This window comes from Aestuariivirga sp. (assembly GCF_020252405.1).
GTDB lineage: Bacteria > Pseudomonadota > Alphaproteobacteria > Rhizobiales > Aestuariivirgaceae > Aestuariivirga.
The window spans coordinates 1-26,198 of sequence record NZ_JADCDA010000016.1 but is presented as its reverse complement, the minus strand read 5'-3'; the positions used below and the strand labels follow the sequence as shown (position 1 = coordinate 26,198).

The following is a 26,198-nucleotide window of genomic DNA, read 5'->3' as shown; positions in this document are numbered from 1 at the left end:
TGCGCCCGGGGCTGGCCTCGGCGCTCAGCGCGCGAACGGGCTCTTGAGCTTCATGTGGCGGTTCACGTCCTTGTAGAGCAGATAGCGGAAGCGGCCGGGCCCGCCGGCATAGCAGGCCTGCGGGCAGAAGGCTCTGAGCCACATGAAGTCGCCGGCCTCCACCTCCACCCAGTCGCTGTTGAGGCGGTAGACGGCCTTGCCTTCGAGCACATAGAGGCCATGCTCCATCACATGCGTCTCGGCGAAGGGGATGACCGCACCCGGCTCGAAGCTGACGATGTTGACATGCATGTCATGGCGCACGTCGCCCGGGTCCACGAAGCGGGTCGTCGCCCACTTGCCCTCGGTTCCCGGCATGGCGGTCGGTGTCACCTCCGCGTCCGAGGTGACGAAAGCCTCCGGGGGCGGAATGCCCTCCACCGCCTCATAGGCCTTGCGCACCCAGTGGAAGCGCACCGGCGCGGCGCTGCGGTTCTCCAGCGTCCAGTTCGCGCCCGGCGGAAGATAGACATAGCCGCCCGCCGTAAGCCGGTGCGCCGGGCCTTCCAGCGTGAGCGTCATCTCGCCCTCGACCACGAAGAGAACGCCCTCGGCCTCCTTCGCCGGTTCCGGCTTGTCGCTGCCGCCGCCGGGCGCGACTTCCATGATATATTGCGAAAAGGTCTCGGCAAAGCCCGACAGCGGCCGGGCAATCACCCAGGCGCGCGTTCCGCTCCAGAAGGGCAGAACGCTGGTCACGATATCGCGCATCACGCCCCTGGGGATCACCGCATATGCCTCGGTGAACACAGCACGGCCGGTCAGGAGCTCGGTCTGCGGCGGGTGGCCGCCATGCGCGGCGTAGTAGCTGCGGGTCATGGATGGTTCCGTGTGGTTTGACCGCAGGGTAGGGCGGGTGGAGGCATGCCGCAAGCTGCGAGAATGCCGGGGGTTCCGGAAGGGAAATGGAACCGCAGGTCCTTCTCCCCCGTCGCAACGCGATGGGAGAAGGAATTCTCTTCAATACGTCCTTGGCTGCGGCTGGCCGAAGATGAAGTCCGTGCCGTCGAGGCTGTAGACGTCGGGGCGGAAGTTCACGCGGCCGTCGTCGGTGGCCCAGGCGGTGAGATACATCCAGCGCACGTCGGGGCCGTTGTCGACCGGCTGCTCGTACTGTTCGGTGGAGTTGACGAGAGCGAGGTAGGTCGGCTCGTCCAGCGGTGCCAGGGTGCGGTCGAGGATCCACTTCACCACCGTCTGCACCTGGTCGATGCGCACGCAGCCCGAGCTTTCGAAACGCACGTTGCGGCCGAACAGCTCGCGGTGCGGCGTGTCGTGCATGTAGACCATGAACTTGTTGGGGAAGTTGATCTTCACCGACCCCAGCGAATTGTGCGGACCCGGCTCCTGGCGGAAGAAGTAACGCTCCGGCGGCGTGGTGGTCCAGTCGATGATCGCGGGGTCGACCTCGGGCCCTTCGACGCCGTCAAAGATGCGGATATTCATCTGCTGGAGATAGCCTGGGTCCGCCATATATTTGGGGATGATGTCCTTCCCGACGATGGAGGCCGGTATCTTCCAGTAGGGATTAAAGTTGATGTCGCTCACCTTGGAGGCGAGGGTGGGCGAGGGACGCTCAAGCTTGCCCACCACGATGTTGTGGCGCGAATAGACCTGGCCGTATTCGACCGTTTCAAGCTGGGCCGCCGGGATGTTGACCAGGATGGCGAAATCGCCCGTCAGGTCCTGGGCATAGGCCTCGACACGGGTGAGGTTCTCGCGCAGCATGCCAAGCCGGGTCTCGGTCGGCACGTTCAGTTCGGCCAGCGTCTTCTCCGCCGCGATGCCGGAGGGCAGGATGCCATGGTTGGTCTGGAAGGCCTTCACCGCATCGGCCATCTCGTCATCGAAGACGGCCGCCGTCTCGGAGGAAAGCGAGTCGAAGGAGAGATAATTCTCGCGGATCAGGCGCTGGCGCAGCGCGATCACGGCCTGACCCTTGGCGCCCTTCTTGAGGGTGCCGGGGGCAAGCTCCTCCCAGCCGCCGCCGGAGACGATCTCCTCATAAAGGGAAATCGCGCCTTCCATGGCGGAGACGGAATTGACGCTCAGCATCGGCTGCTGTTGCTGGCCCGCGACGATCTCCGTCTGGGTGGCGAGGCTGTCGGCCTTGGCTGACTTGGCGGGCTTCGCCTTGGCGGGGGCTGGCGTTGCGAGCGAGCCCGTCTGCACCTGCTGCTGGGCAAGCGCCGCCGTCCCCAGGGCGAGGAGACTGCCCATGGCAAGAAGGCTGCGGCTGAAGGCGCGACGCGACAACACTCGTGAAATCCTCTTGAACAAAGCCCATTTACACTCGGCGAAGTGAGTAAATGGCGGCTTAAGCCTGCAAAGTCCAGTCCCGATTGCCCGTCGTTTAAAGGCCTTGTTCGGCAGGAATGGGGCAGGCTTGCGTCATTCGAGGGCCGTAACCTCCCGCCGGAAGGGAATCTCGAGGAAATCGAGTGTCGGAGAGCCGAACTCCTCGGCAAAGCGGCGGCCCGAATGGACAGCGGCGGCAATGGTGCCGGGGCCATAACAATCGCCCGCCCGGCTGGCGGCGATGCCCGCCCCGGCGAGAGCCTGCCAGAGGCTGTCGATGGGGCGGCGGGCCGTCACCAGCACGACGGAGCCCGCGGCATGCGGCGTGCTCTCGCCCGTGTAGGCGCATTGGAGCGTCACATGGCCTTCGCCGATGGCCACAACGGCGTGGTTGGCGAGCACCCTGACCCCAAGCTTCAGCAGGCGGCTCTGGATCGCCTTCTGCTCCAGCGAGGCCTTGGTGAAGGCGGAGGCGACGGCTGCGGGGGTGACGAGCGTCACCTGGTGGCCGTCCCGCGCCAGCAGCTCGGCGCAGACGCCGCCCATGTAGTAGTGATCGTCGTCGTAAAGCGCCACATCCTTCGCCCTGGGCCTCAGGCCGGCCATCAGGTCATCGGGCGTCAGCACGTCGCAGGTCTCCGGAGGGTGGAAGGGCGTTGCCATATGGCGGCCGGTAAGGTCGCGCAGCCATTCGGACCCCGTGGTGACGAGAACATGATCGGGCCCAAGCTCCGCCACGGTCTCCGGTGTTATCTCGCTTTCGAGATACATGGCGACGTTCGGCAGCTTGTTGAGCTGGAGCAAACGCCAGTCGCGCACCCGGGCCCAGGCGGCGAGGCCCGGCAGGCGGCTTTCGCGCGCAACGCGGCCGCCCGCCTGCGAAGCCTTGTCGGCGAGCGTCACCTGAAACCCCCGCTGGCCCAGGGCGCGCGCCGCTTCGAGACCCGCAGGCCCCGCGCCGGCGATAAGGATGTGCTTGTCCTCCTCCTTGGGGCGGATCGACTCCGGGTGCCAGCCGCGCCGCCACTCCTCGCCCATCGAGGGGTTCTGGGTGCAGCGGAGCGGCGTCATCGTATAGTCGTGGGTCACGCAGACATTGCAGCCGATGCATTCGCGGATATCCTCGAGCCGGCCGTCGCGGATCTTGTTGGGAAGATAAGGATCGGCGATCGACGGGCGCGCCGCGCCGATCATGTCCATGATGCCCTGCCGGATGACCCGCACCATGGTGTCGGGCGAGGTGTAGCGGCCCACGCCGACGACGGGCTTGGTCGTCAGTTTCTTCACGCCCTTGATATAGGGCTCCTGGAAGCCTTCCCCGGAGAAGCGCGAGGTCTGGCTGTCCTTCGACCAGTCGGAAAGCGACAGATCCCACAGGTCGGGGAGTTCCGCCATCATCGCGATGGCGTCTTCGACTTCCGCAGGCTCGAGGCCGGCCGGGCCGATGAACTCGCTCATCGCGATGCGCACCGGAACCGCACAGGTATCGCCCACGGCGTCCTTCGTGTCCTCGATCACTTCCCGCAGGAGGCGGGCGCGGTTTTCCAGCGAGCCGCCATATTCATCGGTCCGGAAATTGGTGGCGCGCGACAGGAAGTGCTGGAAAATGCCGAGTCCGTGGCCGGCATAGACATAGACGAGGTCGAAGCCCGCCTGCTTCGCGCGCAGCGCCGCCTTGCGGTGGGCGCGGCGGAGATTTCGGATGTCTTGCCTGTCCATGCCGCGCGCCTGGACCGGATCGTGGAAGTAACTTGCCGTCGGCATGGGGCTGGCGGCGATAGGCACCTCGCGGGTCCACAGATTGTTGGCGGTATGGCCCGAATGGCAGAGCTCGATCCCCGCCAGCGAATTGTGCTCATGCACCTTCTCAGCGACGCGGGCGAGCATGGGAATGTCGTGGTCCGACCACAGGCGGAGCTCGACATAAGGAGCGACATCCGCCGTGTGGTGGATTTCCACCATCTCGGTGCAGACCACGGCCCAGCCGCCTTCCGCCTTCATGCCGCGCATGGCGGCCAGGGCCGAGGCGTCGCGATAGCCCATCCCGTTGCAGTGCGGCACCTGGTAGAAGCGGTTCCTCGCCGTGACGGGACCGATGCGGACGGGCTCGAAGAGAATGTCGTAGCGGGGGTCGCGGGTCATGTCAGCTCCCAGGGTTGCCGATCGCAGCCTAGCGCAGGTTCCGTTCAGGCGGAACCGCCTCGGCCGAACATGCGCCAGGTCAATAGCTTGGGCATGATCTTACCGCAAAACCGGTTCCGCTTTTGCGGATCATGTTCTGGCAAATGCGGCCCCACCCCGGCTATGTTCGGCCCGTAAAAGATTATGCGGGGTCACATGCTGCCGGAATTCAGGGATATCGAGAAGGCGGCGCGGCGCATCGAGGGATTTGCCGTTAGGACACCCGTGCTTGAGAGCCCGAAGCTCAATGCGCTGACCGGCGGGCGCATCCTGATCAAGGCCGAATGCCTGCAGCGCACGGGGTCCTTCAAGTTCCGCGGCGCGTGGAACATGATTTCGAAGCTCGATGCGAAGAAGGCCAGGGGCGGCGTTGTCGCCTATTCCTCCGGCAACCATGCCCAGGGCGTGGCTGCCGCCGCCCAGATCAAGGGCCTCCCGGCGCTGATCGTCATGCCGGCCGACACGCCGGCGATCAAGCAGGAAAACACCAGGTCCTATGGCGCCGAGGTGGTGACCTATGACCGCGCGACGCAATCGCGCGAGGCGATCGCCGAGCGCTGCCGGGCGGAACGCCATGCCATGATGGCGCCGCCCTTCGAGCATGCCGACATCATCGCGGGGCAGGGCACTGTCGGCCTCGAACTTGCCTCGGAGGCGAATGACCGCGGAATCCGGCTCGACGGCGTTCTTGTGTGCTGTTCGGGCGGCGGCCTCGCCGCCGGCGTGGCGCTGGCCATGGAAGAACTCCAGCCCGGCGCCAGGGTGCATTCGGTGGAGCCCGCGGGCTTCGACGATTATGCGCGTTCGCTGGCGAGCGGCAGGATCGAGACGAACCCGAAGCCCTCGGGCTCGATCTGCGATGCGCTGATGTCGCCTGCGCCGGGCGAGATGACCTTCGCCATCAACAGGCGCCTGCTGGGCGAGGGCCTCGCCGTGACGGACGCCGAAGCGGCGGAGGCCGTGCGCTTCGCCTTCGGGGTGCTGAAGATCGTGCTGGAGCCGGGCGGCGCGGTGGCGCTGGCGGCCGTGCTCTCCGGAAAGATCGCGGCCAGGGGAAAGGCGATCGGCGTTATCGCCTCGGGCGGCAACTGCGACCCTGGCCTCTTTGCGCAAATCCTGAACCGCGAGATCTGAAAATCAGGACGCTTTCGGCAATTCATCCGCCAGCGGCACGTCGAAGGCTTCGCCGGGTTTGCGCCGGGTGATGATGATGCGGCGGCGGGTCAAGGGTGCCGCGGGCTCCGACGGCGCAATGTCGATGAGGCGCGGCGCCTGGGCGGTGGCCGCCTCCGGCGCCGGCTCGAAAATGTCCTCATCGGCGCGGAAATAGGTCATATGGCCGGTGCGGAGGCGCGGCTCGGGATCGCCGTCGGGCACGGGGGGCTGTTCCGCGGCGTCCTCCCGCAGCGCGGCGGCGAGGCGCGATATGATTTCGTCATGGTTGGCCGCGATGGCGGTTTCGAGCCGCCGCATGCTGTACCGCAGGCTGGATGTTTCCGCCCGGCGCAGCCTGGCCGAGAATTCGTCAAGAAACCAGCGGCCGCGCGGGGTTTCCATCACCGCCTCTCGGATCGCGTCGAAATCCCCTGGTTCAAGCTGGGTCGGCCGGACGCGCGGCGGCACTTCTCTGGGCGGCATACGCAACTCCACTCACACAAACTCACCGGGGCGGGCATGCCCCATAACTGCGCCAGGCGCCGGGCGCCAATGTCCTGCATAATCATGGCGAGTGGTGAATCTTTGGTTTAGAGCGCCGGGCGGTCAGCCCCAGAGGGCAGGCGGCGGCGGCTGCATGAGGCTGCCGTCGAAGCGGATCGCGGGCGAGCGGTCCTGTTTCAGCAGCAGGGGTCCGTCGAGGTCGATGACCCCGGCGAAGGGCTGGAGCAGGAAGGCGGGGGCCATGGCGAGCGAGGTGGCCAGCATGCAGCCGACCATGATGCCGAGGCCCCGCTCACGCGCGGCGCGCGCCAGCGCGATGGCGGGCGTCAGGCCGCCGGTCTTGTCCAGCTTGATGTTGATCGCATCGTATTTGCCGATGAGCCCGTCGAGCGTGTCCAGACCATGGGCCGATTCATCGGCGCAGACGGTGACGTTGCGGGAGAGGCCGAGCAGCGCACCGTCATGCTCGGCGGGCAGCGGCTGTTCGACGAGTTCGACACCGGCATCGGCGCAGGCGGCGAGCATGGCGCCGAGATTGCCGGGGCTCCAGCCTTCATTGGCATCGACGATGAGGCGGCTCGACGGCGCGTTCCTGCGGATCAGCTTCAGCCGCCGGGCATCGCCCTCGCGACCGAGCTTGAGCTTGAGGAGGGGGCGGTCCGCCGCCCTCGCCGCGGCCTCGCCCATGGCTTCGGGCGTATCGAGGCTCAGCGTATAGGCGGTGACGGCGGGCCTGGGTTCGGGCAGGCCCGCAAGCCGCCACACCGGCACTCCCGCCATCTTGGCGTGCAAGTCCCACAGCGCGCAATCGAGCGCGTTGCGGGCGGCGTGGGGCGGGAGGATCGAGGGAATATCTTCCCGCGCGATGCCGGCCTCGATGCGGCTGCGCGCGGCTTCGAGCGCGGCCACCGTCCGCGGCACGGTTTCCGCGTAGCGCGGATAGGGCACGCATTCGCCGCGGCCTACAACGCCGCCGTCCTCGAGCGTCACCGTCACCACATGGGCCTCGGTCTTGCTGCCGCGCGAGATCGCGAAGCTGCCGGCGATGGGCCAGCGCTCCTCGGCGATCGTCAGGCGCACCGGGGTTTCCGCCGCGGCGTCAGTTCTTCGCCGGCGGCTTGCCGCGGCCGACCGCGGCGGCGCCCGGACCCGAGACGTCCAGCGCGCCGGCCTGGCGCTTCACCACGTCGGCGAGGGCGGCGAGGGCGCCGATCTGGTCGGCCACCACGCGGCGCATCGCGTCGGCGTTGGAGCGGGTCTCCTCGGGCAGCTCCGTCAGTGCACGGAGCAGATCGCCGCGCGCCGTGTCGATGTCCTTCACCACCTGCTGGGCGGTGAGGCGCATGTCCTGCGCGGTCTGCTGGAAGTCGGTGGCGGTGGAGGACAGCATCTCGTTCATCGCCGCCATGGCGCGTTCGTGCTGGTCGCGCAGCACGCGCACCGCCTGGGCGATCTGGCCGCCGGAGGTTTCCTCCAGCCGCTCGATCTCCTTCTCGAGGTTGCGGGTGGCGAGCGCGGACTGCTCGGCCACGATGCGCCCGATGTCGCGCGCCTTGGCCTCGGAGGCGGTGAGCGATTCCTCGATGAGGCTCATGTAGCTGCCCATGACCTTGTCGATGTCGCGGGTCTGGGTGGCGGCATTGGCCACCAGGATTTCGAGCGCCTGCTTCCTGTCGGCGAGCACGCGTTCGATTTCGCCATTGAAGCGTTCGATCGAGCGCTGCACCAGGGTGGTGGCGTCGTCGAGGCGCTCGGAGACGCGGGTGGAGGCGCCCTCGAGGCGGCCGACGAGGTCGTCCGCCACGGTCTCCAGCCGCTCGTCCATGGTGCTCGCCGCGCTTGCCAGTTGCCCGGCGAGGAAGCTCGTTGCGGTTTCCACGTGCTTGGCGAATTTGCGGTTGGCGTCCTCCAGCTTGGCGGATGTGGTGGCCGACACCTGCTCGAGATCGCGCGCCGCCTCGGCGATGCGGGATGAGAGCTCGCTCGAATCCCGCGCGATGCGGCTGGTGATTTCCGCCGTGGTTGATCCCAGTTCCGCGCTGAGCGTCTGGCTGGCCTTTCCGAGATCGGCGAGGATGGCGTTCGACGCCTGGTCGAGGACGTCGGCGAAGCGCAGGCCCGTGCCGTCCAGCTTGTCGTTCAGCTCGCCGGTGACGCGCTCCAGCATGCCGGTCGAATTGTCGAAGCGCTGGCGCAGGACCTCCGCGGTCTTTTCGATGCGGGCCAGCATGGATGAGCCTGCCGTGTCGAGCTGCGAGGTGACCTCGGCGGAGGCATCGCCGAGGCGCTGCGCCATGACGCGGTTGACGTCGCTCACCTGCTGGCTGACGCGCACCGCGGTTTCCGAGAAACTGCCCGTCATCTCGGTCGCCGTCTTGTCGATCTGCTGGGCCATCATGCGGGTGTTGGCGATGAACAGCTCGTTCAAATCCGCCGAGGTGCGGTCAAGCTGCTCGGTGAGGGCTTCGGTCTTGTCGCTGAAGAGGATCGAGAAGCTGTTCCATGTCGTGTCCAGCGTTTCGCTGAGGCGCTCGGCATTGACCGAGAACAGGTTCGAGAGCCGCTCCGAGGTTTCGCCCAGCTCCTCCGAAATCTTGCCGGTGTTGCCGGTGAACAGATCCTGCAGCTTGGCCGAGGTGTCCTCCAGCTGGCTGTTGATCATGCCGGTGTTGGTGGTGAACAGATCGGAGAGCTTCGCCGAGGTTTCCTCCAGCTGGCCGTTGAGCATGCCGGTGTTGGTGGTGAAAATCTCCGAGAGATGCGAGGAGGTCTCGTCGAGGCGGCGGGTCAGCGTCTCGGTCGAGTTGCCGAACAGCGCCGAGAGATCGGTCGCCGCCTGATCGAGCTGGCTGCCCAGGCGCTCCGAGGTGTGGTCGATCAGCTGGCCCAGCTGCTGGGAGGAGTTGTCGAGCTGCGTGGTGAGCCGGTCGGTGACCGAGGCGACCTTGGTCACCGCATCGCCGGCCGATGTCGAGATGTAATCGGTGATGCGCTGGGCCGTCTGCTCCAGCTCTCCCGACATATGGGCCGAGACCTGGTCGAGCCTGGTGTAGAGCCTGGTGGCCGTCTGCTCCAGCTGGCCCGTCATCGAGCTGGTGGTGCCGTCAAGCTTCGCATAGAGCTGCATCGTCGTGTCGGCGAGGCGCTTGGTCACGTCCTCGGACGAGGTGGTGATCATGGTGAGCAGGTCCTCGCGGGCGCGCGCAAGATTGTGGGTGAAGCTGTCGGACACGGTGATCAGCTTGTCGGTGACCTGGCCGCCCGAATTCTCGATGCGCTCGGCCAGCGCCACGCCCGATTCGGCCATTTCGCGGTTGACGATCGCGGCGGTGTCCTTGAGGTGGGTGGCGATGGTGGCGCTGGTCTGCGTCATCAGCTCGCTGACGCCGCGCGCCGCGGTCTCGATGCGCGCCGTGGCGCCGCCCGCGGTTTCGCCGAGGCGGCTGGAAACGCGCTCGTTGACGTCGTCGATCTGGTTCGTGACCTGCGCCGCGGTCTCCGCGATCCGCACGAAGAGGCGTTCCGCCGCGCCATCCACCTTCTGCTCGAGATCGTCCGCCGAGCCCGCGACCAGCGCCTGGAATGAGGTGGCGGACGTCTCGAAGCGGCCGAAGGCCTCGGTCACGGTGGTCTCGACCGAGCCGACGATCTCGCGCGTTGCCGTGCCGATCTGGGCGGCCACGGCGCCCGCCGTGCCGGTGATGACGTTCTGGAAGGTCTTGTTGGCCTGGTCGAGCGAGCCCGTGGCGGCGCTGACCGAGGTTTCGATCTGGCCGTAGAAGCGCTCCGCCGCGCTGTCCACCCGGCGCTCGATCTCCTCCGAGGCGCCGCCGATCAGCTCCTGAAACATGCGGGTGGTGCCATCGAGGCGGCCGGTGGCGGCGGCGATGGCGCGCGACACCTGGTCCTCGATCAGCGTGGTGGATGTGCCGAGGCGGGATTCCATGTTGCCGGTCGCCTGCTCGACGATCGAGTGGAACAGGCCAGAGGCCTCGTCGATGCGCGAGCGCGCGGTTTCGACGGCCGTGGCCATAAGGGCGTTGAGCGCCTCGCCGGAAACGCCGATGCGGTCCTCCAGCCTGTCGCTGGTCTGGCCGATGACGGCGTGGAAAGCGGTGGCCGCGCCGGTGAGCCTCGCGTTGGCGGCGCCGAGCACGGCGTCGAGCTGGTCCAGCATGTCGCGGGTGCGCCCGTCGAGCTGGTTCAGCACGTCGCCGCTCGACTGGTTCATCAGTGCACGGAGTTCTGCCGATGTGTCCTCGAGGCGGGCGAGCGCCGCCGAGACCGCGTCGTCGACGCGGGACACGATGCCGTCCTGCGAGGCGGCGATGCGGGTGGTGAACGCCTCGGTGGCGCGCGCGATCGCCGTTTCGGCGCGGGCGGCGGATTCGGTGACGCGGTCGGCCGAATCGAGGTTCTGCCGGTCCAGCGCCGCCAGAACCTGGCCCGAGGCCTCGCCGACGCGCGCGGTTGCCGCCGCGGTGCGGTCCTCGATGGCGTAGAGAAGGCGCGTGGCGGTTTCCTCGACGCGGGTCGAGATGAGGCCGGCCTGCTCGTCGAGGCGCGAGAACACGCCGCCCGCCGAGTCGTCGAGCCGGGCGATAATGGTTTCGGCGCGGTTGCCGATCTCGCCGATCAGGCGGCCGGTGGTCTGCTCGATGCGGCCTGAGACGCCGGTGCTCATCGAGCCCAGCTCCTCAAGCAGCGCCGCCGAGGTCTGGTCGAGGCCGGTGAGGAAGGCCGCGCCGGTCTGGTCCAGGCGGCTGGCGGCCGCTTCGGTCGCCTCGTCGATCGCGGCGGCAACGCCCGACGCCGACTGGTCGAGATAGGTGATAAGCTCGGCGCGCGACTGGGCGACGCGCTCGATATAGCCGGTGGCGACGGTCTGCATGCCCTGGGTGACCATGGCGCGGCTCTGCTCGATGAGCCGCGAGGTGTCGGCGCTGACGCGCTCGACATTGCCGGTGACGTCCTCGGCGACGGACTTGAGGTGGAAGCCCAGATTGCTGCCGGTGGTCTGGACGACCTCGGCGAGTTCCGCCACCTGCTGGCGGATCTGGTCGGCCGAGCCGACGCTCGAGCGCTCGATGGCGCGCGAAATGTCCTCGTGAACGGCGGCGAGCGAGTCGACCGCGTTGCGCACGAGGCCCGTCACGTTCGATTCCATGTCCTGCACGTTGCGGCTGAAATCCGCCGTCTCGGTGTTCAGCGCCGCATAGGCCATTCGCATCTGCTCGATCTGGGCGCCCACCTGAAGCGAAAAATCGCGCAGCTGGCCCAGCATCAGGGTGGAGACATCCTCCATGTGGGCGGTCTGCAGCGAGACCTCGGAGCCCGCGGCGCTGGCGCGGTCGGCCATGTCCTCCATGGCGCTGAAGACCGAGCCCGAGATCTCTCGCAGGCCGCCCTCGAGACGGCCCAGCGTGTCCTGCGCGGACATCATGATGCCGTCGAGGTTCTTGGTGTTGTTCTCGAGCCTGGTGATCAGCGGGTTGGTGTCGTTCGAGATGAGCAGCGCCGCCTGGTGCAGCGCCGAGCGCTGGTTCTCAATGCCGGCGACGAGGTTGCGGATCCGCTCCTCGTTGCCGCCGAAGGCGCGCTCGATGGCGGAGATTTCCTTGTGCACGATCTCCTCCAGCACGGCCGCGCGCTGCACCGCATGCTCGACGCCGCCCACCAGGAGATCGACCTCGGAGCGCACCGCCTGGGCGATGGTGGTCAGGCCCTCGGTGGCGATGTCCTGCGGGCGGACGAGGCGCATGGCGGACTGGAACAGGGCTTCCGACACCTGGCGCATGTCCGCCGCGCGCCACAGGGTGAAGGCGCCGATCCAGATCACGGCGATGGGCACGAGCAGCAGGGCCAGCGCCTGCAGCGCCGCCGCGGCGCTGGCGCCGCCGCCAAAGGCGCCGGAATTGGCGAAGAACCAGCCGCCGGCCCACAGCGCGGTCAAGATCACGGCCGCCAGCGCATAAGGCGAGAAGGACGGCCGGCGGCGCATCTTGGCCAGCAGCATGGCGGTGCCGGGATCGTTCTCGTTGGCGGGGCGGCTCTTGACAGGTTCCCCCGGCTGCCTCGGCGACTCGCGCCTCATGGCGTCGGCGTCGGCCTGGCGACGGTCAGAACGGCGCGTGTCTGTGGTGTTGGCCATGTGTCAATTCCCGCACAATTACGAACCAGCGGCTCCCGTCGGGTGGCCGCGCTGCCCCGGCCGCATCCGATGTCGTCCGCACCGGGGTTTCGTCTCCGGGCGGCATCGGGTCGCGGATTCTCAAATTATATCATAGCCCATCGGGAGGGCCGGTTGAACCCGCCATCGGTCTGCCCGGCATGAATATTTAAAAATTGGTTAAAGGCCGTGGACGCATTGAAAAATTTGCGGAAAATGCGAGCGGGCCGGGCGCCCTTTACCATCCGCTCAGGCCCGGCGTGTAGGCTGTGGCAGAGCATGTTCCGCAAAAGTGGAATCGGTTTTGCGATAAGATCATGCTCAGGCTTATGATCTGGGGCATGATCCGCAAAAGTGGAACCACTTTTGCGGACCATGCGCCAGGGTGTGTGGGAGTCTCCGTCATGGCCAGTGCAATGCTCAAGCCCGGTGCTGACAGCGCGGTGTTCGACCGGCTCGGTCTTGAACACAATACCATGCATGATCAACGGCTTGCAGTGGAGGTGCTGGGGCTGTTCCTGGCCCAGCTGCCGGCCACGCTGCAGCTTCTTGACAATGCGGCAACCGCTGCCGAGTGGAAATTTGCCGCCCATACGCTGAAGGGGGCCAGCGCCGCCGTGGGGGCACAGAAGCTGCAAAACCTCGCCGCCTGCCTCGAAAACCTGGCCTTTCCCGGCGAGCCCGGCGTGCGGCTGCTTCGCCTCCAGGGGCTGAGGGTGGCGGCGGCGGAATTCGCGCAGGCGGCGGGATCGGCCTACCCCCCGGCGTGACCTGAGGTACCCGCAGTTGTGTTTCGCCGGATCATGCTTTAGAAATCCGTTCGGAAAAACGAACGCTTTTCTTGCGGATATGTCATGGCCAAGATCACCTTCATCCAGCACAACGGCAGCGAGCAGACGGTGGAGGGGCTTCCCGGCATGTCGGTCATGGAAACGGCCGTCAAGAACCAGGTGCCCGGCATCGACGCCGACTGCGGCGGCGCCTGCGCCTGCGCCACCTGCCACGTCTATATCGAGCCCGGCTGGGTGGAAAAGGCGGGCGCCCGTAACCCGATGGAGGAGGACATGCTGGATTTCGCCTTCGACGTCCGCGACAATTCCCGCCTGTCCTGCCAGATCAAGGTGTCGGACGCGCTCGACGGGTTGCGCGTGAAGGTTCCCGAAAAACAGTTCTGAGGAAGGACCAGCACCCATGCCGGACGCGATCACCACCGATGCCGTCATCGTCGGTGCCGGACCCTGCGGCCTGTTCGCCGTGTTCGAACTCGGCCTCCTCGACATCCGCTGCCATGTCATCGACATCCTCGACCGGCCGGGCGGCCAGTGCGCCGAGCTTTATCCTGAAAAGCCGATCTATGACATTCCGGCCCTGCCGATGGTGACGGGGGCGGAGCTCACCACGCGCCTGATGGAGCAGATCAAGCCGTTTCGCCCCGAGTTCCATTTCAACCACATGGTGACGGGCGTGAGGAAGCTGGGCGAAGCCGGCTTCGAGGTCGAGACCGATGGCGGGCTCGTCTTCCGCTCCAGGGTGGTGGTGATCGCGGCGGGCGGCGGCTCGTTCCAGCCCAAGAAACCGCCGATCCCGGGGATCGAGGCTTACGAGAGTTCCTCGGTCTTCTATTCAGTGAGGAAAATGGATGCCTTGCGCGGCAAGGACGTGCTGATCGTGGGCGGCGGCGATTCGGCCCTCGACTGGACAATCAACCTTCAGCCCATCGCCAGGAGCCTGACGCTGCTCCACCGCCGCGACGAATTCCGCGCCGCACCCGACTCGGTGAGGAAGATGCGCGAGCTGGTCGAGGGGGGCAAGATGTCCTTCCGGCTCGGCCAGGTGACGGGGCTCAAAGGCGATGGCGGCGCGCTCTCCGCCGCCACCGTGAAGGGCAATGACGGCGCAAGCTTCGACATTGCCTGCAATGCCATGCTGCCCTTCTTCGGTCTCACCATGAAGCTCGGTCCCGTGGCGGAATGGGGCCTCAACCTTCATAAGAATTTAATCCCTGTCGATACCGAGAAGTTCGAGACGTCGGTTGAGGGCATCTTCGCCATCGGCGATATCAACACCTATCCCGGCAAGCTGAAGCTGATCCTGTCCGGCTTCCACGAGGCCGCGCTGATGGCGCAGAAGGCGTTCAGGCTGAAGAACCCCGGCGAGCGGCTGATGTTCCAGTACACCACGTCGAGTTCCAGCCTGCAGAAGAAGCTGGGGGTTTCGTAAGGCCGTTTGTCCGGCTTTTGCGCGTCATCCCCCTGCCGCCGGTGCGGGGCAGGGTGGCGGCGGCAAGCGCACATTGCCTCACGGCACGGCGGCGACCACGATGAACATGATGAACAGGCCCAGATGCACGTAGCCCTGCAGCACGGTGGTGCGGCCGGGCAGCAGGGTGATGGCGCTGACGAAGAGGGCGAGCGACAGGAGCACGGTCTTGGCGGGCGGCACGCCGAGCGCCAGCTGCACATCGGCGAAGGCGCCCAGAATGGCGATGACCGGAATCGTCAGCGCGATGGAGGCGAGCGCCGAGCCCAGCGCCAGGTTGATGGCGGTCTGCGGCCGGTTGGCGAGCGAGGCGCGCACCGCGGCGATGCTTTCCGGCGCCAGCACGAGGGCGGCGATGACCACGCCGGTGAATTCCGGCGGCAGGCCCGCCATGCCGATCAGCTCATCGAGCGCCGGGGCCAGCATCTTGGCCAGCAGCACGACGCCCGCCAGCGAGACGAGCAGGAAGGCCAGGCTGACGCCGGCGGCGCGGTTGGCGGGTGCCTCATAATCCCCGGCATGGACATCGTCGGCGGCGGCGAGGAAATAGTCGCGGTGGCGCACTGTCTGCACGAACATGAAGGCGGCATAAAGCATGATGGAGACCAGCGCCACGGCGGTGAGCTGCGCCGCCGAATAGGTGGGACCGGCGGTGGAGGTGGTGAAATTCGGGAGTATCAGCGCCGAGACGGAGAGGGCGCCCAGCACCGCGAGGTAGGACGATGTTCCGGTGACCTTGATGGTCTGCTCGTAATGCCTGTGCCCGCCCGCCACCAGGCACAGACCGATCAACCCGGTGAGCACCAGCATGACGGCGGCATAGACCGTGTCGCGCGCGATGGTCGGGCCGCCGTCATCCGCCGCCAGCATCAGCGCCACGATGAGCCCGACTTCGATGATGGTGACGGAGACGGCGAGGATGATCGATCCGAAGGGCTCGCCCACGCGGTTGCCCACCACCTCGGCATGGTGCACGGCGGAGAACACGATCCCCAGCAGGATCGCCGCCTCGATGGCGAAGAACAGCGGCTGGTCCTTCGGCACGAGCCCGGCGAAATAGGCGATGACGAGCGCTGCCGCGAGCAGCGGAAAGGCCATCGTCCACCAGGGGTTATGGGCATGTTTCGGTCCGGCCAAGCGTGTCTCCTTGCCTGCGGCACAAGTTAAGAGCCCAGGACCCGGCCCGGCAAGCAGATTTGCCAGAGCATGATCCGCAAAAGTGGAACCGCTTTTGCGACAAGATCATGCTCAAGCTTATGACCAGAGCATGATCCGCAAAAGTGGAACCGGTTTTGCGATAAGATCGTACTCCGGTATCCTTCGCCCGATGGAGTTGAGGCACGCCGGTTCCGGATAAGCCGTGCCTGTGCGGTTGTGCCGGATGAGGCCTGGGCGGCGAGGGGTTTCAATTGTCCTTCTCCCGCGGGGCGGAGGAAACGAGTTCCTTCATCAGGCTGCCAAGCGTGTCCTTCGCCGCGGTTTCCTGCGGGATGGGGCGGCAGACGTCGCGCGCGGCGAGGCCGACGCGCGCGGTGAGGATGCCGTTCACCGTGCCCTCGCCGAAGCGCGCGGACAGCCTGCCGAGAAGGCCGCGGCCCACGACATGCTGGATCAGATTGTCGGACAGCGCGATGCCGCCGGTCAGCGCCAGATGGCTGATCACCATGCGGGCGAGGCGCAGCGTGGAAAAGGTCGAGGGCCGCCCGCCATAGAGCGCGGCCAGGTCCCGCATCATGCGCAGGTTCTGGGCGGCGACGAGCAGGATGTCGAGCGCCGCCGTGGGGGCCACCGTGGTGAGCAGCGTGATGCGGCGGGCGGCATGGGCGATGATGCGGTGGGCCTCCGCATCGCGCCAGTCGACGAGGTGGCGCTCGGCGAGGCGGATGCGGTCGCGCCCGTCGAGGATGTCGCCCTCGTGGCGCTTCATCTCGCGCAGGCCAAGCTGCGCGTCGGGGCGGCCGGCATAGAGGGACTTGAGCTTGTCCACCGCGCGTTCCGCCGCGGCGGAGTCGTCCGTGTTGATGGCGCGCGCGGCGTCGGCCTGGATGTGCTCGATGCGGCGCAGCCGGGCCAGCGCCCAGATCTCGCGCAGGATGATGACCAGCGCGGCGGAGGCGGCGATGGCGGCCGCGCCCAGCGCCGTCCAGCCGAGGATGGGCGAGCGGGCAAAGAAATCCTCGACCAGTTTCGAGATGGAAAGGCCGGCCCCCATGGCGACCAGCGCGAAGAGGGCGGAGGCCAGCAGCGCGCCCCAGCGGAAACGGCTGGGGCGGGACCAGGCGGGCGGCGTGACGATGGGGCCGCCCCCGTCGGTCTCCGGCTCGAATGCGATGCCGGTGATGGCGCGGGGGTTCCGCCGCGGTTCATCCTCCGGTTCGGGCTTGTCGAAGACGAAGGCCCGCGGGTTGCGGTGCTCGCTCATCGGAAGCGGTCTCCCAGCAGGAATTCCATGGTGCGGTCAAGGCGGATCGCCGGCCAGACGCCGTCCTTCGGCAAGGGCGGGCGGAAGCGCACGAATTTGAGGCTGCCCTCCAGCGAGCCGTCGAGCGCCTTCCGCGCGTCCACGGGAAGATCGCCGGGGAAGATGGCGGCTTCGGTGGCGCCGTCGAAGGCGGTCTCGCCCACCGTCTCGCCGGCGAGCGGCGTGCCGACGATGCACTCCAGCGTCCCGCCCTTCTGCCGCACGCTGGCCTCGCGCGTGGCGCGGATGGCGGCCAGGGCGGCCACCTCAATCCTGGCGCCGGAATATTCCGCCCTGGTCATCGCCTGACCGACAATGAGCCTGAGGATGTTTTCCAGCCGGTCATGGCTCGTGTGGTGCAGCAGGTCCGCCTTGGTGGCGGCGAAGAGCACGCGGTCGATGCGGCGGCCGAAGGGGTTCGGCAGGCGCGGGTTGCGCCCCTGGCGGAAGCAGGCGAGGATGCCTTCGAGCGCATGCTGCAGGTCCTTCACCGCCGGGGCGCCGGCGTTCAGCGCGGTGAGCGCGTCGACCAGCACGATCTGCCGGTCGAGCCTTGCGAAATGACCGTGGAAGAACGGCTTCACGATGGCGGAGACGTAAGCCTGGTAGCGCCGCTCCATCAGCGCGCCGAGCGAGCCCCTCCGAAGCTCCGCATCCGGAGCAATGTCGACCGGCGCGAAGGCGAGGAGCGGCGAGCCCCTGTAATCGCCCGGCATGAGGAAGCGGCCGGGCGGCAGGGTGGAGAGCGAGACGCCGTCCTCGCGGCAGCGGGCCAGATATGCGGTGAAGACGCCGCCCGCGGTGATGGCGTCCTGCTCCACGGCGGGTTTCGCCGCATCGAGCGCCGGGAGCAGCGCGTGCCATTCGCCGGCAAAGCGGCTGCGCGGGGCCACGCGGCTTGCCGCCACGGTGGCGGCGGACCACTGGGCATAGCTCATGCGCATCAGCGGCAGGTCCAGCAGCCACTCGCCCGGGTAATCCACGATGTCAATGTGGAGGCGACCCGGACCCAGATTGCGGGCGATGAGGCCCATCGGAGAATATTCGGCCGTTATGCGCAGCTGGCTGATGCGGCTGGTGCTCTCCGGCCAGTGGCGGTGCTCGCCGGCCAGCGCCCCGGTGTGGCTTTCGAAGGCGAAGCGCGGCAGCGTGTCGTCGGGCTGCGGTTCCAGATAGCAGCGCGTGATGCGGCCGCCGCTCAGCGCCTCGAAGGCGGGCAAGCGGCCGCCCTTCAGCAGCGCGTTGACGAGGGCCGTGATGAAGACGGTCTTGCCGGCGCGCGACAGGCCGGTGACGCCCAGGCGCACCGAAGGGTTCACAAGGCCGGTGGCGAAATCCGAAAGGCCGCCCGCGGCAATGCGCGTGCCGTCAACAATATCGGCGAATCTTACGATCTTGCGGAACCCCTTTCGACGCCCGATAAGTGGTGCGGATGAGCGCCCAAGGCAAGAAAAACGTCAGCCGAGATCCCGTGGGCGGGCGAAGGCGTCAAGCCGGCAGCTGCCCTGCGCGAGGCCGTGCCAGCAGCCGTCATGGGACAGCACGGCGAGGCCCGCGGTTGGATATTTCTCCAGCATCTGGCGGCGCTGCGCCGGATCGCCGGAGCCGGCAAGATCGAGGGCAAGGTGCTGGGCGGCCGGATTGTGGGTGACGAGCAGGAGGCGCCGCGCCGTGCCGCCATGCTGGCGGATGACCTCAAGCAGGGCCCCGCCATCGCCGAAGTCATAGAGGGCCCCGACGTGGCGGACATCGGCGGGCGGCAACTCGCGCGCGGCGATCTCCCAGGTCTGGCTGGTGCGGCGGGCGGGGGAGCAGAGCACGAGATCGGGGGCAAGGCCATGCTCAGCCATGTAGCGGCCCATGGTTTGCGCAGCCCGTTCGCCGCGCGGAGCGAGAGGGCGGTCGAAATCCTGCATGCCCTCGCCGGTCACGGCCTTGGCGTGGCGGAGGAGAAGCAGCTGGCGGTCGGGCATGGGTCATCCCGCGATTGAGGAGAATAAAGATTAGACCGGGTTCTTGACGAAAAGAAAGCGGACTTGCGGATGAGGGCTCTTTCTCAGCCGCCGATCTTCGCCAGGTCGAAGGGTGTGGTCTGGTAGACCTCGTTGATCCAGTTGCCGAAGAGAAGATGCGCGTGGCTGCGCCAGCGGTTCTCCGGCGGCTGTTCGGGATCGTTGTTGGGGAAGTAGTTCGCCGGCAGCTCGATGGATTTTCCGGCGTTGCGGTCCCGCCAGTATTCGTCCGACAGCGAGGTGGTGTCGTATTCGATGTGGTTGAACATGTATAGCGCGCGCCTCGCCGGGTCGTCGATGAGGCAGAGGCCCGCCTCATCCGACTCCATCAGCAATTCGAGGCCGCGGTGGGCGGGGACGTCGGCGCGGCGGTTCTCGGTCCAGCGCGAGACGGGGATCGAGAAGTCGTCCGAGAAGCCGCGGAGATAGGGCGAGCTGGGCTTCAGGTTGCGGTGGGTGTAGACGCCGAAGCGCTTCCTCGGCAGCGCATGCTTCGGCACCCTGTGGAAGTGCCAGAGCGCGGCCTGCGCACCCCAGCAGATGTTGAAGGTGGAGTGCACGTGGCTCTGCGTCCAGTCATAGATGCGCGACAGCTCGTCCCAATAGGTGACGTCCTCGAAGTCGAGCAGCTCGACGGGGGCGCCGGTGACGATGAAGCCGTCGAACTTCTGGTCCTTCACGTCCTCCCAGTTCGCGTAGAAGGCGAGCATGTGTTCGGGGCCGGTGTTCTTGGGCGTGTGGCCGGTGATCTTGACGAGGCTGAGCTCCACCTGCAGCGGCGTGGCGCCGATGAGGCGCGCGAATTGCGTCTCCGTCCTGATCTTGTTGGGCATGAGGTTGAGGAGGCCGAGGCGCAAGGGGCGGATGTCCTGGCGGGCGGCGGTCGCTTCCGTCATCACCATCACGCCCTCGGATTCGAGCGTGCGGCGGGCGGGAAGATCGTTGGGAATTCGGATGGGCATGGTGCTTACCGGGCCTGGTCTATGGCATTGGCGACGAGTGCTATGAAGTCCTCCTCGGACTGGACGGATGGCACGTCACGCATTCGGACCGTGTAGCCGAACTTGGCGGCGATCGCCTGGTAGAGCGGGATCCGGTGGTGAAGCAGCTGCTCGAAGCCCCAGACTGCGAAGCCGTCGGGGTCCACGTCGTCATCCCGCGGGATGCCGTTGATGGCCTTGTATTCGGCCCATTTCGTTTCGAGGAACCGCGGCTGGTAATACATGGGCTTCGGCTGCCTGCGGAAGCGCTCCACGAGCATCCTGGTGTGCTCGGGCGTGCCCTCGATATAGAGGAGCACGGTGTTGCCGGCGAGGCATGAGAGCACCGGGTCGAGCGGGTTCTCCGGGTCGATCACCTCGCAGAGGGAACCTCCGGAATCGCAGACGAAGTTTTCATAGCGGTAGATATCGCGCGCCTTGCCGATGAATGTGGGCACATCGAGCAGCGCCGCAATCTCCGCCGCGCGGTGCTGGGCCTGGCGCGTCTTGTATTCGGCGAAGGCGATGCCGCCCTTGTCCGGATTGCCGGGCTTGCCAAGATAGGTTGAAAGCGGCTTCAGGTGATCGAAGGTGATGTTGGACTGGATGTGGATCGAGTCCGACAGCAGGAGATCGCGCAGGAAGGGCACGCGCATCGCCTCGCGCTTGAAATTGTCGACGATGTGCTCGCCCATGTAGCGGGTGCCGATTCGGTAATCGACGGAATAATGGTACCAGCCCGAATCCTGCAGGAGGTTCGAGAGCGTCGTCTTGCCCACGCCTGACATGCCGAATATGGTGATGGAGGTGTTCGGTCGGCTTGCGAAGTCTTTGCCTGAAGCGAAGCGCATGGCGTTCCATAGAGCATGATCCGCAAAAGTGGAACCGCTTTTGCGACAAGATCATGCTTGAGCCTTTGGCCTGGCGCATGTTCCGTCCAGGCGGTTCCGCCTGAACGGAACATGCGCTGGCGGAAGGCCTGGGGCGCGGGCAACCGGCGTGTGAGGCATGAGAATGATCGGCGCGGACCGCTCCGGAATGACCTGGTATGAGGCCACCGTGGACCGGGGGTCGGCGCGGCCCGCCCTCGCCGGACGGGTCGAAGCCGGGGCCTGCGTGATCGGAGGCGGGCTCGCGGGCCTGACCGCGGCGCTGGAGCTGGCCCGGCGGGGCACATCCGTGGTGCTGCTGGAGGCCAGGCGCATTGCCTGGGGGGCCTCGGGCCGGAATGGCGGCTTCGTGTCCAACGGTTTTGCCGAGGGCATGGGGAATGTGGCGCGGCGGGTGGGGCTTCCCGCCGCGCAGGCGCTCTATCGGCTCTCCTGCGAGGGGACGGAGTTCGTGCGCCGCGAGATCGCCGGGACGGACCCCTCGGTCAAGATGGGCGACGGCTGGCAGGGCTGCATCCGCTATTCCAGCGCCGCCGCGAAGCAGGCGGCGGTGGCGGAGATGACGCGGGACTATGGCCAGCCCATGGAATTCCTCGACGTGGCGGAGACGCGGGCGCGGGTGAACACCAGGCGCTATTTCCAGTCCTCCTATGACCCCACCGCCTTCCACATGCACCCGCTGCGCTATGCGCTGATGATCGCGGGCTCGGCCGCGGCGGCCGGGGCCCGGATTTACGAGAATTCGCCGGCGCTCTCGGTGGAGAAGCAGGGCGCGGCGTGGTCGGTACGCACGGCCCAGGGCGAGGTGCGGGCTGCGAATGTCGTCTATTGCGTGTCCTCGCTGGACCGGACGCTGCACCGGCCGACGGGGCGCGCGGTGCTGCCCGTGGCGACCTATGTCGCTGTCACGGAGCCGCTCAGGCAGGATGTGATCCGTACACGGAGCGCCATTTCGGACACCCGGCGCGCGGGGAACTATTATCGCCTGATCGACGGGGGGCGGCTTCTCTGGGGCGGGGCGATCACCACGCGCGTTTCGGAACCTGCGCGGTTGGCTGAGCGGATGAAGGGCGACATGGTGTCGGTGTTCCCGGAGCTCGGCAATCCCAGGATCGATTATGCCTGGGCGGGGCTGATGGGCTATGCGCGCCACTTCATGCCGCTGATCAGCTGCGACGGGCAGGGGCAATGGTGGGCCACGGCCTTCGGCGGCCATGGCATGAACACCACCGCCATGGGCGGCATTCTGATGGCGCGCGCGATCAGCGCCGGGGACGACGAATACCGCCGCTTCGGCGCTTACGCCCCGGAATGGGCGGGCGGGCCCTTCGGCCGCATGGGCGTTCAGGCGGGCTATTGGTACATGCAGCTGAAGGACTTGATCGACGAGCGGCGGCACGGAAAGGCGGCCTGACATGGCCTTCGCCAGCGGGGGGCCGTGCACGCGTTTGTCGCCGAGCTGGGAGCGGCGCGGGCGCGCTACGGAATTATATTCATAAAGCCCCCGCTGCGCCTTGGTGGCGAACCTGACGTGCCACTCGATGATGGGGCGCCGATGGCGGCGTTGACCGCCGTGTTGACGTCGTTGACCGCGGCATCGTCCGCGGTTCCCGCAAAGCGCCTCGGTCAAACTCCTTGCGGTTCCCGCCGGGCCATCTGCCGGAGCGTGATCTGGCCGCCAAAGCGGGTTCCCCTCTTGCGGACCATGCTCCAGCCCCGCCCCACCCGGCAAACGTCATGAAAACGTTGCAAAATCATGGCGATAGGCGGATTGCGGACGTCGTGCGGCTGGCGCAACCGGGCTATTGTGGCGTGCCCGGCCTGCCGCTATAAGCCGCGCCCAAGCAGGGGTTCACAGAGAGTTCGAAATGGCTGCAGAAGTCGACGAAGCCTACAAACCCAGTGACGACGAGCCGTTCATGAACGAACGGCAGCGCGACTATTTCCGGGTGAAGCTCTTTGCCTGGAAGGAAGATATTCTGAAAGAGAGCAAGGAGACCATCGCCCATTTGCAGGACGAGAATCACGTCCTTCCGGATCTGGCGGACCGCGCCTCCTCCGAGACCGACCGTTCGCTGGAGCTGCGCACGCGTGACCGCCAGCGCAAGCTGATCTCCAAGATCGACGCCGCGCTGAAGCGCATCGATGACGGATCCTACGGCTATTGCGAGGAGACGGGCGAGCCCATCAGCCTCAAGCGCCTGGACGCGCGTCCGATCGCCACGCTGTCGATCGAGGCGCAGGAGCGCCACGAGCGGCGCGAACGCGTCTACCGCGACGATTGACTTCGTGGGGCCGCCGCCCGGCGGCGTGTTGCGGCGTCAGCCCGCCATGATGGCGAGCGCCTCATCGAGAAGCGCTTGCGAGCCCGCGGTGATGACATTGCCGCCGTGTGCTGCCTCGCCCCCGGTCCATTCCGCCGCAACACCGCCCGCGCCCGAAACGATGGGCAGGAGCGGCGCGATGTCATAGGGCTGAAGCCCGCAGTCCATGGCGATGTCCATGTGCCCCGCCGCCATGAGGCAGAAAGAATACGAATCCCCGCCATAGCGGGTGAGTTGCGCCTTGGCCCGCAGGGCCTGGAAGCGGCGCTGGTTGTCCCCGCCGCCGTAGAGTTCGGGCGCGGTGGTGCCGAGCGTGGCGCGTGACAGGGGAACGCCCTGGCGCGTGCGGATGGCGCAGACGCTGCCGCGGTGGCTGTGCCAGGCGCCCTCCGGCGTGCCATGGAACATGTCGCCCACCACCGGCTGGTTCATCAGCCCCAGCACCGGCCGCCCCTCGTAACTGAGGCCGATGAGGGTGGCCCAGGTCGGCAGGCCGCTGACGAAGGCGCGCGTGCCGTCGACCGGGTCCAGCACCCAGGTGAAGGGCGAGCGGCCTTCCTTAACGCCATATTCCTCGCCATGGATGCCATGGTCCGGGTGGTGCCGCTCGATCAGCTGGCGGATGGCGCGCTCGCCGGCGCGGTCGCCCTCCGTCACGGGGTCCCACACCGGGCCATCCTTGACGTCGACCGCCGTGTTCTGCCGGAAGAAGGGCAGGATTGCGCCTGCCGCAGCCTCCGCCAGGGCGGTGGCAAAGCGGGTGAGTTCGGCCCAGTCAGGCATTCTCGACATGCGACGCTCTCTTCCTGTGCTTCCCCGGATCATGCTCCAGGTCATATGCCTGAGCATGATCTTATCGCAAAAGCGGATTCCACTTTTGCGGATCATGCTCCAGGTCATATGCTTGAGCATGATCATATTGCAAAGCCGGGTTCCACTTTTGCGGATCAAACTCCAGAAGATGATTCGGGTCCGCCTTGGTTGTTGATATGTTGCGTTGCAGCAAAATCCATACCTCATGCGCTGACCGCATAGCTTCCAAGGTTTGACGGAAATTCAAATGATTTCAAATGGTTTTGCCAAGGCGCGAGGGCCCTTCCGGGTGATTTTTGATCGGATGTGCAAAATTCTGCCGAGGCCCCTCTTGATTACGCCATGCCGCACTGCCATATCGGCGGTGCAAGGCAGAGATGTCTTGCTGCCCTTCCTGGGCGTTTCCTCCCTAGACTTGGGCCAGTCGCCATGGTGCACTGGCCCTTTTTTATTGATCGTCGCCGCGCGTGTTGAGGGGCGGCCTTGCCTATTCGGCGGCGAGCTGGCGCGGCGCGAAGCGCTGTTCCAGATAGGGCAGCAGGGCGCCGCACAGCTTGCCGAGGAGGGCGGCCAGGTCGCGAAAGCCGGCGGTCTTCTCCAGTGTCGCCTCGTTCATGTAGAGGCTGCGGTTGATCTCGATCTGCAGGGCATGCCGGCCGCGATGCGGCGCGCCGTGGTTCTGGGTGATGAAGCCGCCTGCATAGGGCTTGTTGCGCAGCACGCGCAGGCCCTGCCGGCGCAGCTCCTCCTCGACGAATGCGGAAATGTCCCCGGCGCAGGAGGCGCCGAACCTGTCGCCCAGGACCACGTCGATCCGGCCTGCCGGCTGGGGGGCCAGGTGGGCGCTGGCGCTTGCGGGCATGGAATGGCAGTCGACCAGCAGCACTTCGCCCATCTTCGCCACCACGGCGTTGGTGAGGGCGGACAGTGTGCGGTGATAGGGCAGGTGAACCTGCTCGATCCGGCGCAGCGCCTCGGCAAGATCGATGTGACCGCGGTAGATTTCCTCGCCCTCGGAAACGATGCGGGGAATGGTGCCAAGCCCTCCGGCCACGCGCGGCGACCCGGTGTTGGCATAGCCCGGCAACTCTCCCGCGAACATGCGCGGGTCGAGTTCATAGGGCTCGCGGTTGAGGTCGATGTAGCTGCGCGGCACGCGGGCCCTGAGCATCGGGGCTCCGTGCTCCACACAGGACAAGAACAGCTCGTCGACGTAGCAATCCTCCGATTTGCGCAGGCTGTGCCGCGTCAGCCGGGACTGGCTCAGGAAGGCGTCCGCGAACTCGCGCCCGCTGTGGGGAGAGTTGAAGACGGCGGGCGCCGTCCATTCCCTGGGCGACAGGATCTCGAAAGGCGGGCGGGCGTCCGGCATGCCGACTTGTCTTCCGTGGCGGTTGGCCGTGGATATTCGCCCAGCCGCGGGAAGGCGGCAAGGCTTCATTCACGCTTTGCTGGCACAAGGCGGGGTGACGGGGAAGGCGTTCGGCTGGTAAGGCTTGCCTTTCGGAACGATAATGTGACGATGAAGACCATGGCCAAGATTCTCCTCGCCGAAGACGATGACGACATGCGGAACTTCCTGGTGAAGGCGCTCGAGAAGGCCGGCCATGAGGTGACGAGCTTCGGCGAAGGCCTGAGCGCTTTCGAGCGGATCAAGCACACAAGCTTCGATCTGCTGCTCACCGATATCGTGATGCCGCAAATGGACGGAATCGAGCTGGCCCGCCGGGCATCCGAGCTTGACCCGTCGATGAAGATCATGTTCATCACGGGCTTTGCCGCCGTGGCGCTGCACCCGGATTCCAGGGCTCCCAAGGATGCCAAGGTGCTGTCCAAGCCCTTCCACCTGCGTGACCTCGTCAACGAAGTCGAACGCCTGATGGCCGCCTGAGTTTTGAGTTGCGCCGCTCCACGGCCCCCGCTATAGCGGCTCCACCGCGTCGGACGTGGGTGGTTAGCTCAGCGGTAGAGCACTACCTTGACATGGTAGGGGTCACAGGTTCGATCCCTGTACCACCCACCATTTTTCAGAAACTTAGTACTACAGTTGCGTCTGCGTGGTGAGTCTTGCGCGGTAGTGGGCCTCGGCGGCATGGGCTTGGTGAACGCGCCG

General features: G+C 66.6%; 21 protein-coding genes and 1 tRNA gene. 8 read left to right on the top strand and 14 right to left on the bottom strand.

The genetic code is table 11. The features are described from left to right. Window positions 1-24 precede the first annotated feature (24 nt). The 3 genes from IOC69_RS03610 to IOC69_RS03600 all read right to left on the bottom strand — a co-directional run bounded on the left by IOC69_RS03610 (window position 25) and on the right by IOC69_RS03600 (window position 4,479). On the bottom strand, window positions 25-858 hold the full coding sequence (locus IOC69_RS03610) for a bifunctional allantoicase/(S)-ureidoglycine aminohydrolase (protein ID WP_290542164.1): 834 nt from the start codon (window positions 856-858) through the stop codon (window positions 25-27). Window positions 859-999: 141 nt separating this feature from the next. Next, window positions 1,000-2,298, bottom strand: coding sequence for a L,D-transpeptidase family protein (locus tag IOC69_RS03605; protein WP_290542163.1), 1,299 nt, complete (start codon window positions 2,296-2,298; stop codon window positions 1,000-1,002). A 132-nt stretch (window positions 2,299-2,430) separates the two neighbouring features. Further along, on the bottom strand, window positions 2,431-4,479 hold the full coding sequence (locus IOC69_RS03600) for an NAD(P)-binding protein (RefSeq protein ID WP_290542162.1): 2,049 nt from the start codon (window positions 4,477-4,479) through the stop codon (window positions 2,431-2,433). A gap of 195 nt (window positions 4,480-4,674) precedes the next feature. Between IOC69_RS03600 and IOC69_RS03595 the strand changes: the two genes are divergently transcribed. Further along, on the top strand, window positions 4,675-5,652 hold the full coding sequence (locus IOC69_RS03595) for a threonine/serine dehydratase (protein ID WP_290542161.1): 978 nt from the start codon (window positions 4,675-4,677) through the stop codon (window positions 5,650-5,652). A 3-nt stretch (window positions 5,653-5,655) separates the two neighbouring features. Here IOC69_RS03595 and IOC69_RS03590 read toward each other — a convergent pair whose 3' ends face one another. The 3 genes from IOC69_RS03590 to IOC69_RS03580 form a co-directional block, all read right to left on the bottom strand. Then, a complete protein-coding gene (locus tag IOC69_RS03590; protein WP_290542160.1) occupies window positions 5,656-6,156 on the bottom strand; it encodes a hypothetical protein in 501 nt (166 codons plus the stop codon). Between the two features lie 123 nt (window positions 6,157-6,279). Further along, entirely contained in the window at window positions 6,280-7,257 is a 978-nt protein-coding gene (dgcA, locus tag IOC69_RS03585) for an N-acetyl-D-Glu racemase DgcA (RefSeq protein WP_290542159.1), read from the bottom strand. Between the two features lie 19 nt (window positions 7,258-7,276). Beyond that, window positions 7,277-12,328: a hypothetical protein gene (locus IOC69_RS03580; protein ID WP_290542158.1), complete on the bottom strand. Its 5,052-nt coding sequence runs from the start codon at window positions 12,326-12,328 to the stop codon at window positions 7,277-7,279. Between the two features lie 422 nt (window positions 12,329-12,750). Here IOC69_RS03580 and IOC69_RS03575 point away from each other — a divergent pair, with 422 nt between their 5' ends. The 3 genes from IOC69_RS03575 (at window position 12,751) to IOC69_RS03565 (ending at window position 14,566) form a co-directional block, all read left to right on the top strand. Then, the gene (locus tag IOC69_RS03575; protein ID WP_290542157.1) at window positions 12,751-13,116 is read left to right on the top strand and encodes an Hpt domain-containing protein; all 366 of its coding nucleotides are present in this window, start codon (window positions 12,751-12,753) and stop codon (window positions 13,114-13,116) included. A gap of 84 nt (window positions 13,117-13,200) precedes the next feature. Beyond that, on the top strand, window positions 13,201-13,521 hold the full coding sequence (locus tag IOC69_RS03570) for a 2Fe-2S iron-sulfur cluster-binding protein (protein ID WP_290542156.1): 321 nt from the start codon (window positions 13,201-13,203) through the stop codon (window positions 13,519-13,521). A gap of 16 nt (window positions 13,522-13,537) precedes the next feature. Further along, window positions 13,538-14,566 (top strand): NAD(P)/FAD-dependent oxidoreductase, encoded by a 1,029-nt coding sequence (locus IOC69_RS03565; RefSeq protein ID WP_290542155.1) that lies wholly within the window; start codon window positions 13,538-13,540, stop codon window positions 14,564-14,566. 78 nt (window positions 14,567-14,644) lie between these two features. On the opposite strand, the gene IOC69_RS03560 is transcribed toward IOC69_RS03565, so the two are convergent. The 6 genes from IOC69_RS03560 to IOC69_RS03535 all read right to left on the bottom strand — a co-directional run bounded on the left by IOC69_RS03560 (window position 14,645) and on the right by IOC69_RS03535 (window position 20,909). After that, the gene (locus IOC69_RS03560; RefSeq protein WP_290542154.1) at window positions 14,645-15,742 is read right to left on the bottom strand and encodes an ionic transporter y4hA; all 1,098 of its coding nucleotides are present in this window, start codon (window positions 15,740-15,742) and stop codon (window positions 14,645-14,647) included. A gap of 268 nt (window positions 15,743-16,010) precedes the next feature. Then, on the bottom strand, window positions 16,011-17,027 hold the full coding sequence (locus IOC69_RS03555; RefSeq protein WP_290542153.1) for a YcjF family protein: 1,017 nt from the start codon (window positions 17,025-17,027) through the stop codon (window positions 16,011-16,013). Further along, window positions 17,024-18,460: a YcjX family protein gene (locus tag IOC69_RS03550; RefSeq protein WP_290542195.1), complete on the bottom strand. Its 1,437-nt coding sequence runs from the start codon at window positions 18,458-18,460 to the stop codon at window positions 17,024-17,026. The genes IOC69_RS03555 and IOC69_RS03550 overlap by 4 nt, the downstream gene beginning before the upstream one ends. A 63-nt stretch (window positions 18,461-18,523) precedes the next feature. Then, window positions 18,524-19,039, bottom strand: coding sequence for a histidine phosphatase family protein (locus IOC69_RS03545; protein WP_290542152.1), 516 nt, complete (start codon window positions 19,037-19,039; stop codon window positions 18,524-18,526). 83 nt (window positions 19,040-19,122) lie between these two features. Further along, entirely contained in the window at window positions 19,123-20,040 is a 918-nt protein-coding gene (gene metA, locus IOC69_RS03540; RefSeq protein ID WP_290542151.1) for a homoserine O-succinyltransferase, read from the bottom strand. 5 nt (window positions 20,041-20,045) lie between these two features. After that, the gene (locus IOC69_RS03535) at window positions 20,046-20,909 is read right to left on the bottom strand and encodes an ATPase (RefSeq protein WP_290542150.1); all 864 of its coding nucleotides are present in this window, start codon (window positions 20,907-20,909) and stop codon (window positions 20,046-20,048) included. 163 nt (window positions 20,910-21,072) lie between these two features. Between IOC69_RS03535 and IOC69_RS03530 the strand changes: the two genes are divergently transcribed. Together IOC69_RS03530 and dksA are read left to right on the top strand one after the other, a co-directional pair. Then, the gene (locus IOC69_RS03530) at window positions 21,073-22,362 is read left to right on the top strand and encodes an FAD-binding oxidoreductase (RefSeq protein ID WP_290542149.1); all 1,290 of its coding nucleotides are present in this window, start codon (window positions 21,073-21,075) and stop codon (window positions 22,360-22,362) included. 454 nt (window positions 22,363-22,816) lie between these two features. After that, on the top strand, window positions 22,817-23,233 hold the full coding sequence (gene dksA / locus IOC69_RS03520) for an RNA polymerase-binding protein DksA (protein ID WP_290542148.1): 417 nt from the start codon (window positions 22,817-22,819) through the stop codon (window positions 23,231-23,233). A gap of 36 nt (window positions 23,234-23,269) precedes the next feature. Here dksA and hisN read toward each other — a convergent pair whose 3' ends face one another. Together hisN and IOC69_RS03510 are read right to left on the bottom strand one after the other, a co-directional pair. Next, the gene (hisN, locus tag IOC69_RS03515; RefSeq protein WP_290542147.1) at window positions 23,270-24,064 is read right to left on the bottom strand and encodes a histidinol-phosphatase; all 795 of its coding nucleotides are present in this window, start codon (window positions 24,062-24,064) and stop codon (window positions 23,270-23,272) included. A gap of 508 nt (window positions 24,065-24,572) precedes the next feature. Next, window positions 24,573-25,457: an N-formylglutamate amidohydrolase gene (locus IOC69_RS03510; RefSeq protein ID WP_290542146.1), complete on the bottom strand. Its 885-nt coding sequence runs from the start codon at window positions 25,455-25,457 to the stop codon at window positions 24,573-24,575. Window positions 25,458-25,616: 159 nt separating this feature from the next. Between IOC69_RS03510 and cpdR the strand changes: the two genes are divergently transcribed. Together cpdR and IOC69_RS03500 are read left to right on the top strand one after the other, a co-directional pair. After that, on the top strand, window positions 25,617-25,976 hold the full coding sequence (cpdR, locus tag IOC69_RS03505; protein ID WP_290542145.1) for a cell cycle two-component system response regulator CpdR: 360 nt from the start codon (window positions 25,617-25,619) through the stop codon (window positions 25,974-25,976). 57 nt (window positions 25,977-26,033) lie between these two features. Continuing rightward, window positions 26,034-26,108 (top strand) — tRNA-Val (locus IOC69_RS03500). The last annotated feature ends 90 nt before the right edge of the window (window positions 26,109-26,198 follow it).

Bases quoted from the DNA above. Each gene is read 5' to 3' on its own strand.
- IOC69_RS03600 (WP_290542162.1), bottom strand. From the start codon at position 4,479: ATGACCCGCGACCCCCGCTACGACATTCTCTTCGAGCCCGTCCGCATC.
- metA (WP_290542151.1), bottom strand. From the start codon at position 20,040: ATGCCCATCCGAATTCCCAACGATCTTCCCGCCCGCCGCACGCTCGAA.
- IOC69_RS03530 (WP_290542149.1), top strand. From the start codon at position 21,073: ATGATCGGCGCGGACCGCTCCGGAATGACCTGGTATGAGGCCACCGTG.
- hisN (WP_290542147.1), bottom strand. From the start codon at position 24,064: ATGTCGAGAATGCCTGACTGGGCCGAACTCACCCGCTTTGCCACCGCC.
- dksA (WP_290542148.1), top strand. From the start codon at position 22,817: ATGGCTGCAGAAGTCGACGAAGCCTACAAACCCAGTGACGACGAGCCG.
- IOC69_RS03545 (WP_290542152.1), bottom strand. From the start codon at position 19,039: ATGCCCGACCGCCAGCTGCTTCTCCTCCGCCACGCCAAGGCCGTGACC.
- cpdR (WP_290542145.1), top strand. From the start codon at position 25,617: ATGGCCAAGATTCTCCTCGCCGAAGACGATGACGACATGCGGAACTTC.
- IOC69_RS03610 (WP_290542164.1), bottom strand. From the start codon at position 858: ATGACCCGCAGCTACTACGCCGCGCATGGCGGCCACCCGCCGCAGACC.
- IOC69_RS03555 (WP_290542153.1), bottom strand. From the start codon at position 17,027: ATGAGCGAGCACCGCAACCCGCGGGCCTTCGTCTTCGACAAGCCCGAA.
- IOC69_RS03580 (WP_290542158.1), bottom strand. From the start codon at position 12,328: ATGGCCAACACCACAGACACGCGCCGTTCTGACCGTCGCCAGGCCGAC.
- IOC69_RS03510 (WP_290542146.1), bottom strand. From the start codon at position 25,457: ATGCCGGACGCCCGCCCGCCTTTCGAGATCCTGTCGCCCAGGGAATGG.
- IOC69_RS03535 (WP_290542150.1), bottom strand. From the start codon at position 20,909: ATGCGCTTCGCTTCAGGCAAAGACTTCGCAAGCCGACCGAACACCTCC.
- IOC69_RS03590 (WP_290542160.1), bottom strand. From the start codon at position 6,156: ATGCCGCCCAGAGAAGTGCCGCCGCGCGTCCGGCCGACCCAGCTTGAA.
- IOC69_RS03570 (WP_290542156.1), top strand. From the start codon at position 13,201: ATGGCCAAGATCACCTTCATCCAGCACAACGGCAGCGAGCAGACGGTG.
- IOC69_RS03565 (WP_290542155.1), top strand. From the start codon at position 13,538: ATGCCGGACGCGATCACCACCGATGCCGTCATCGTCGGTGCCGGACCC.
- IOC69_RS03595 (WP_290542161.1), top strand. From the start codon at position 4,675: ATGCTGCCGGAATTCAGGGATATCGAGAAGGCGGCGCGGCGCATCGAG.
- IOC69_RS03575 (WP_290542157.1), top strand. From the start codon at position 12,751: ATGGCCAGTGCAATGCTCAAGCCCGGTGCTGACAGCGCGGTGTTCGAC.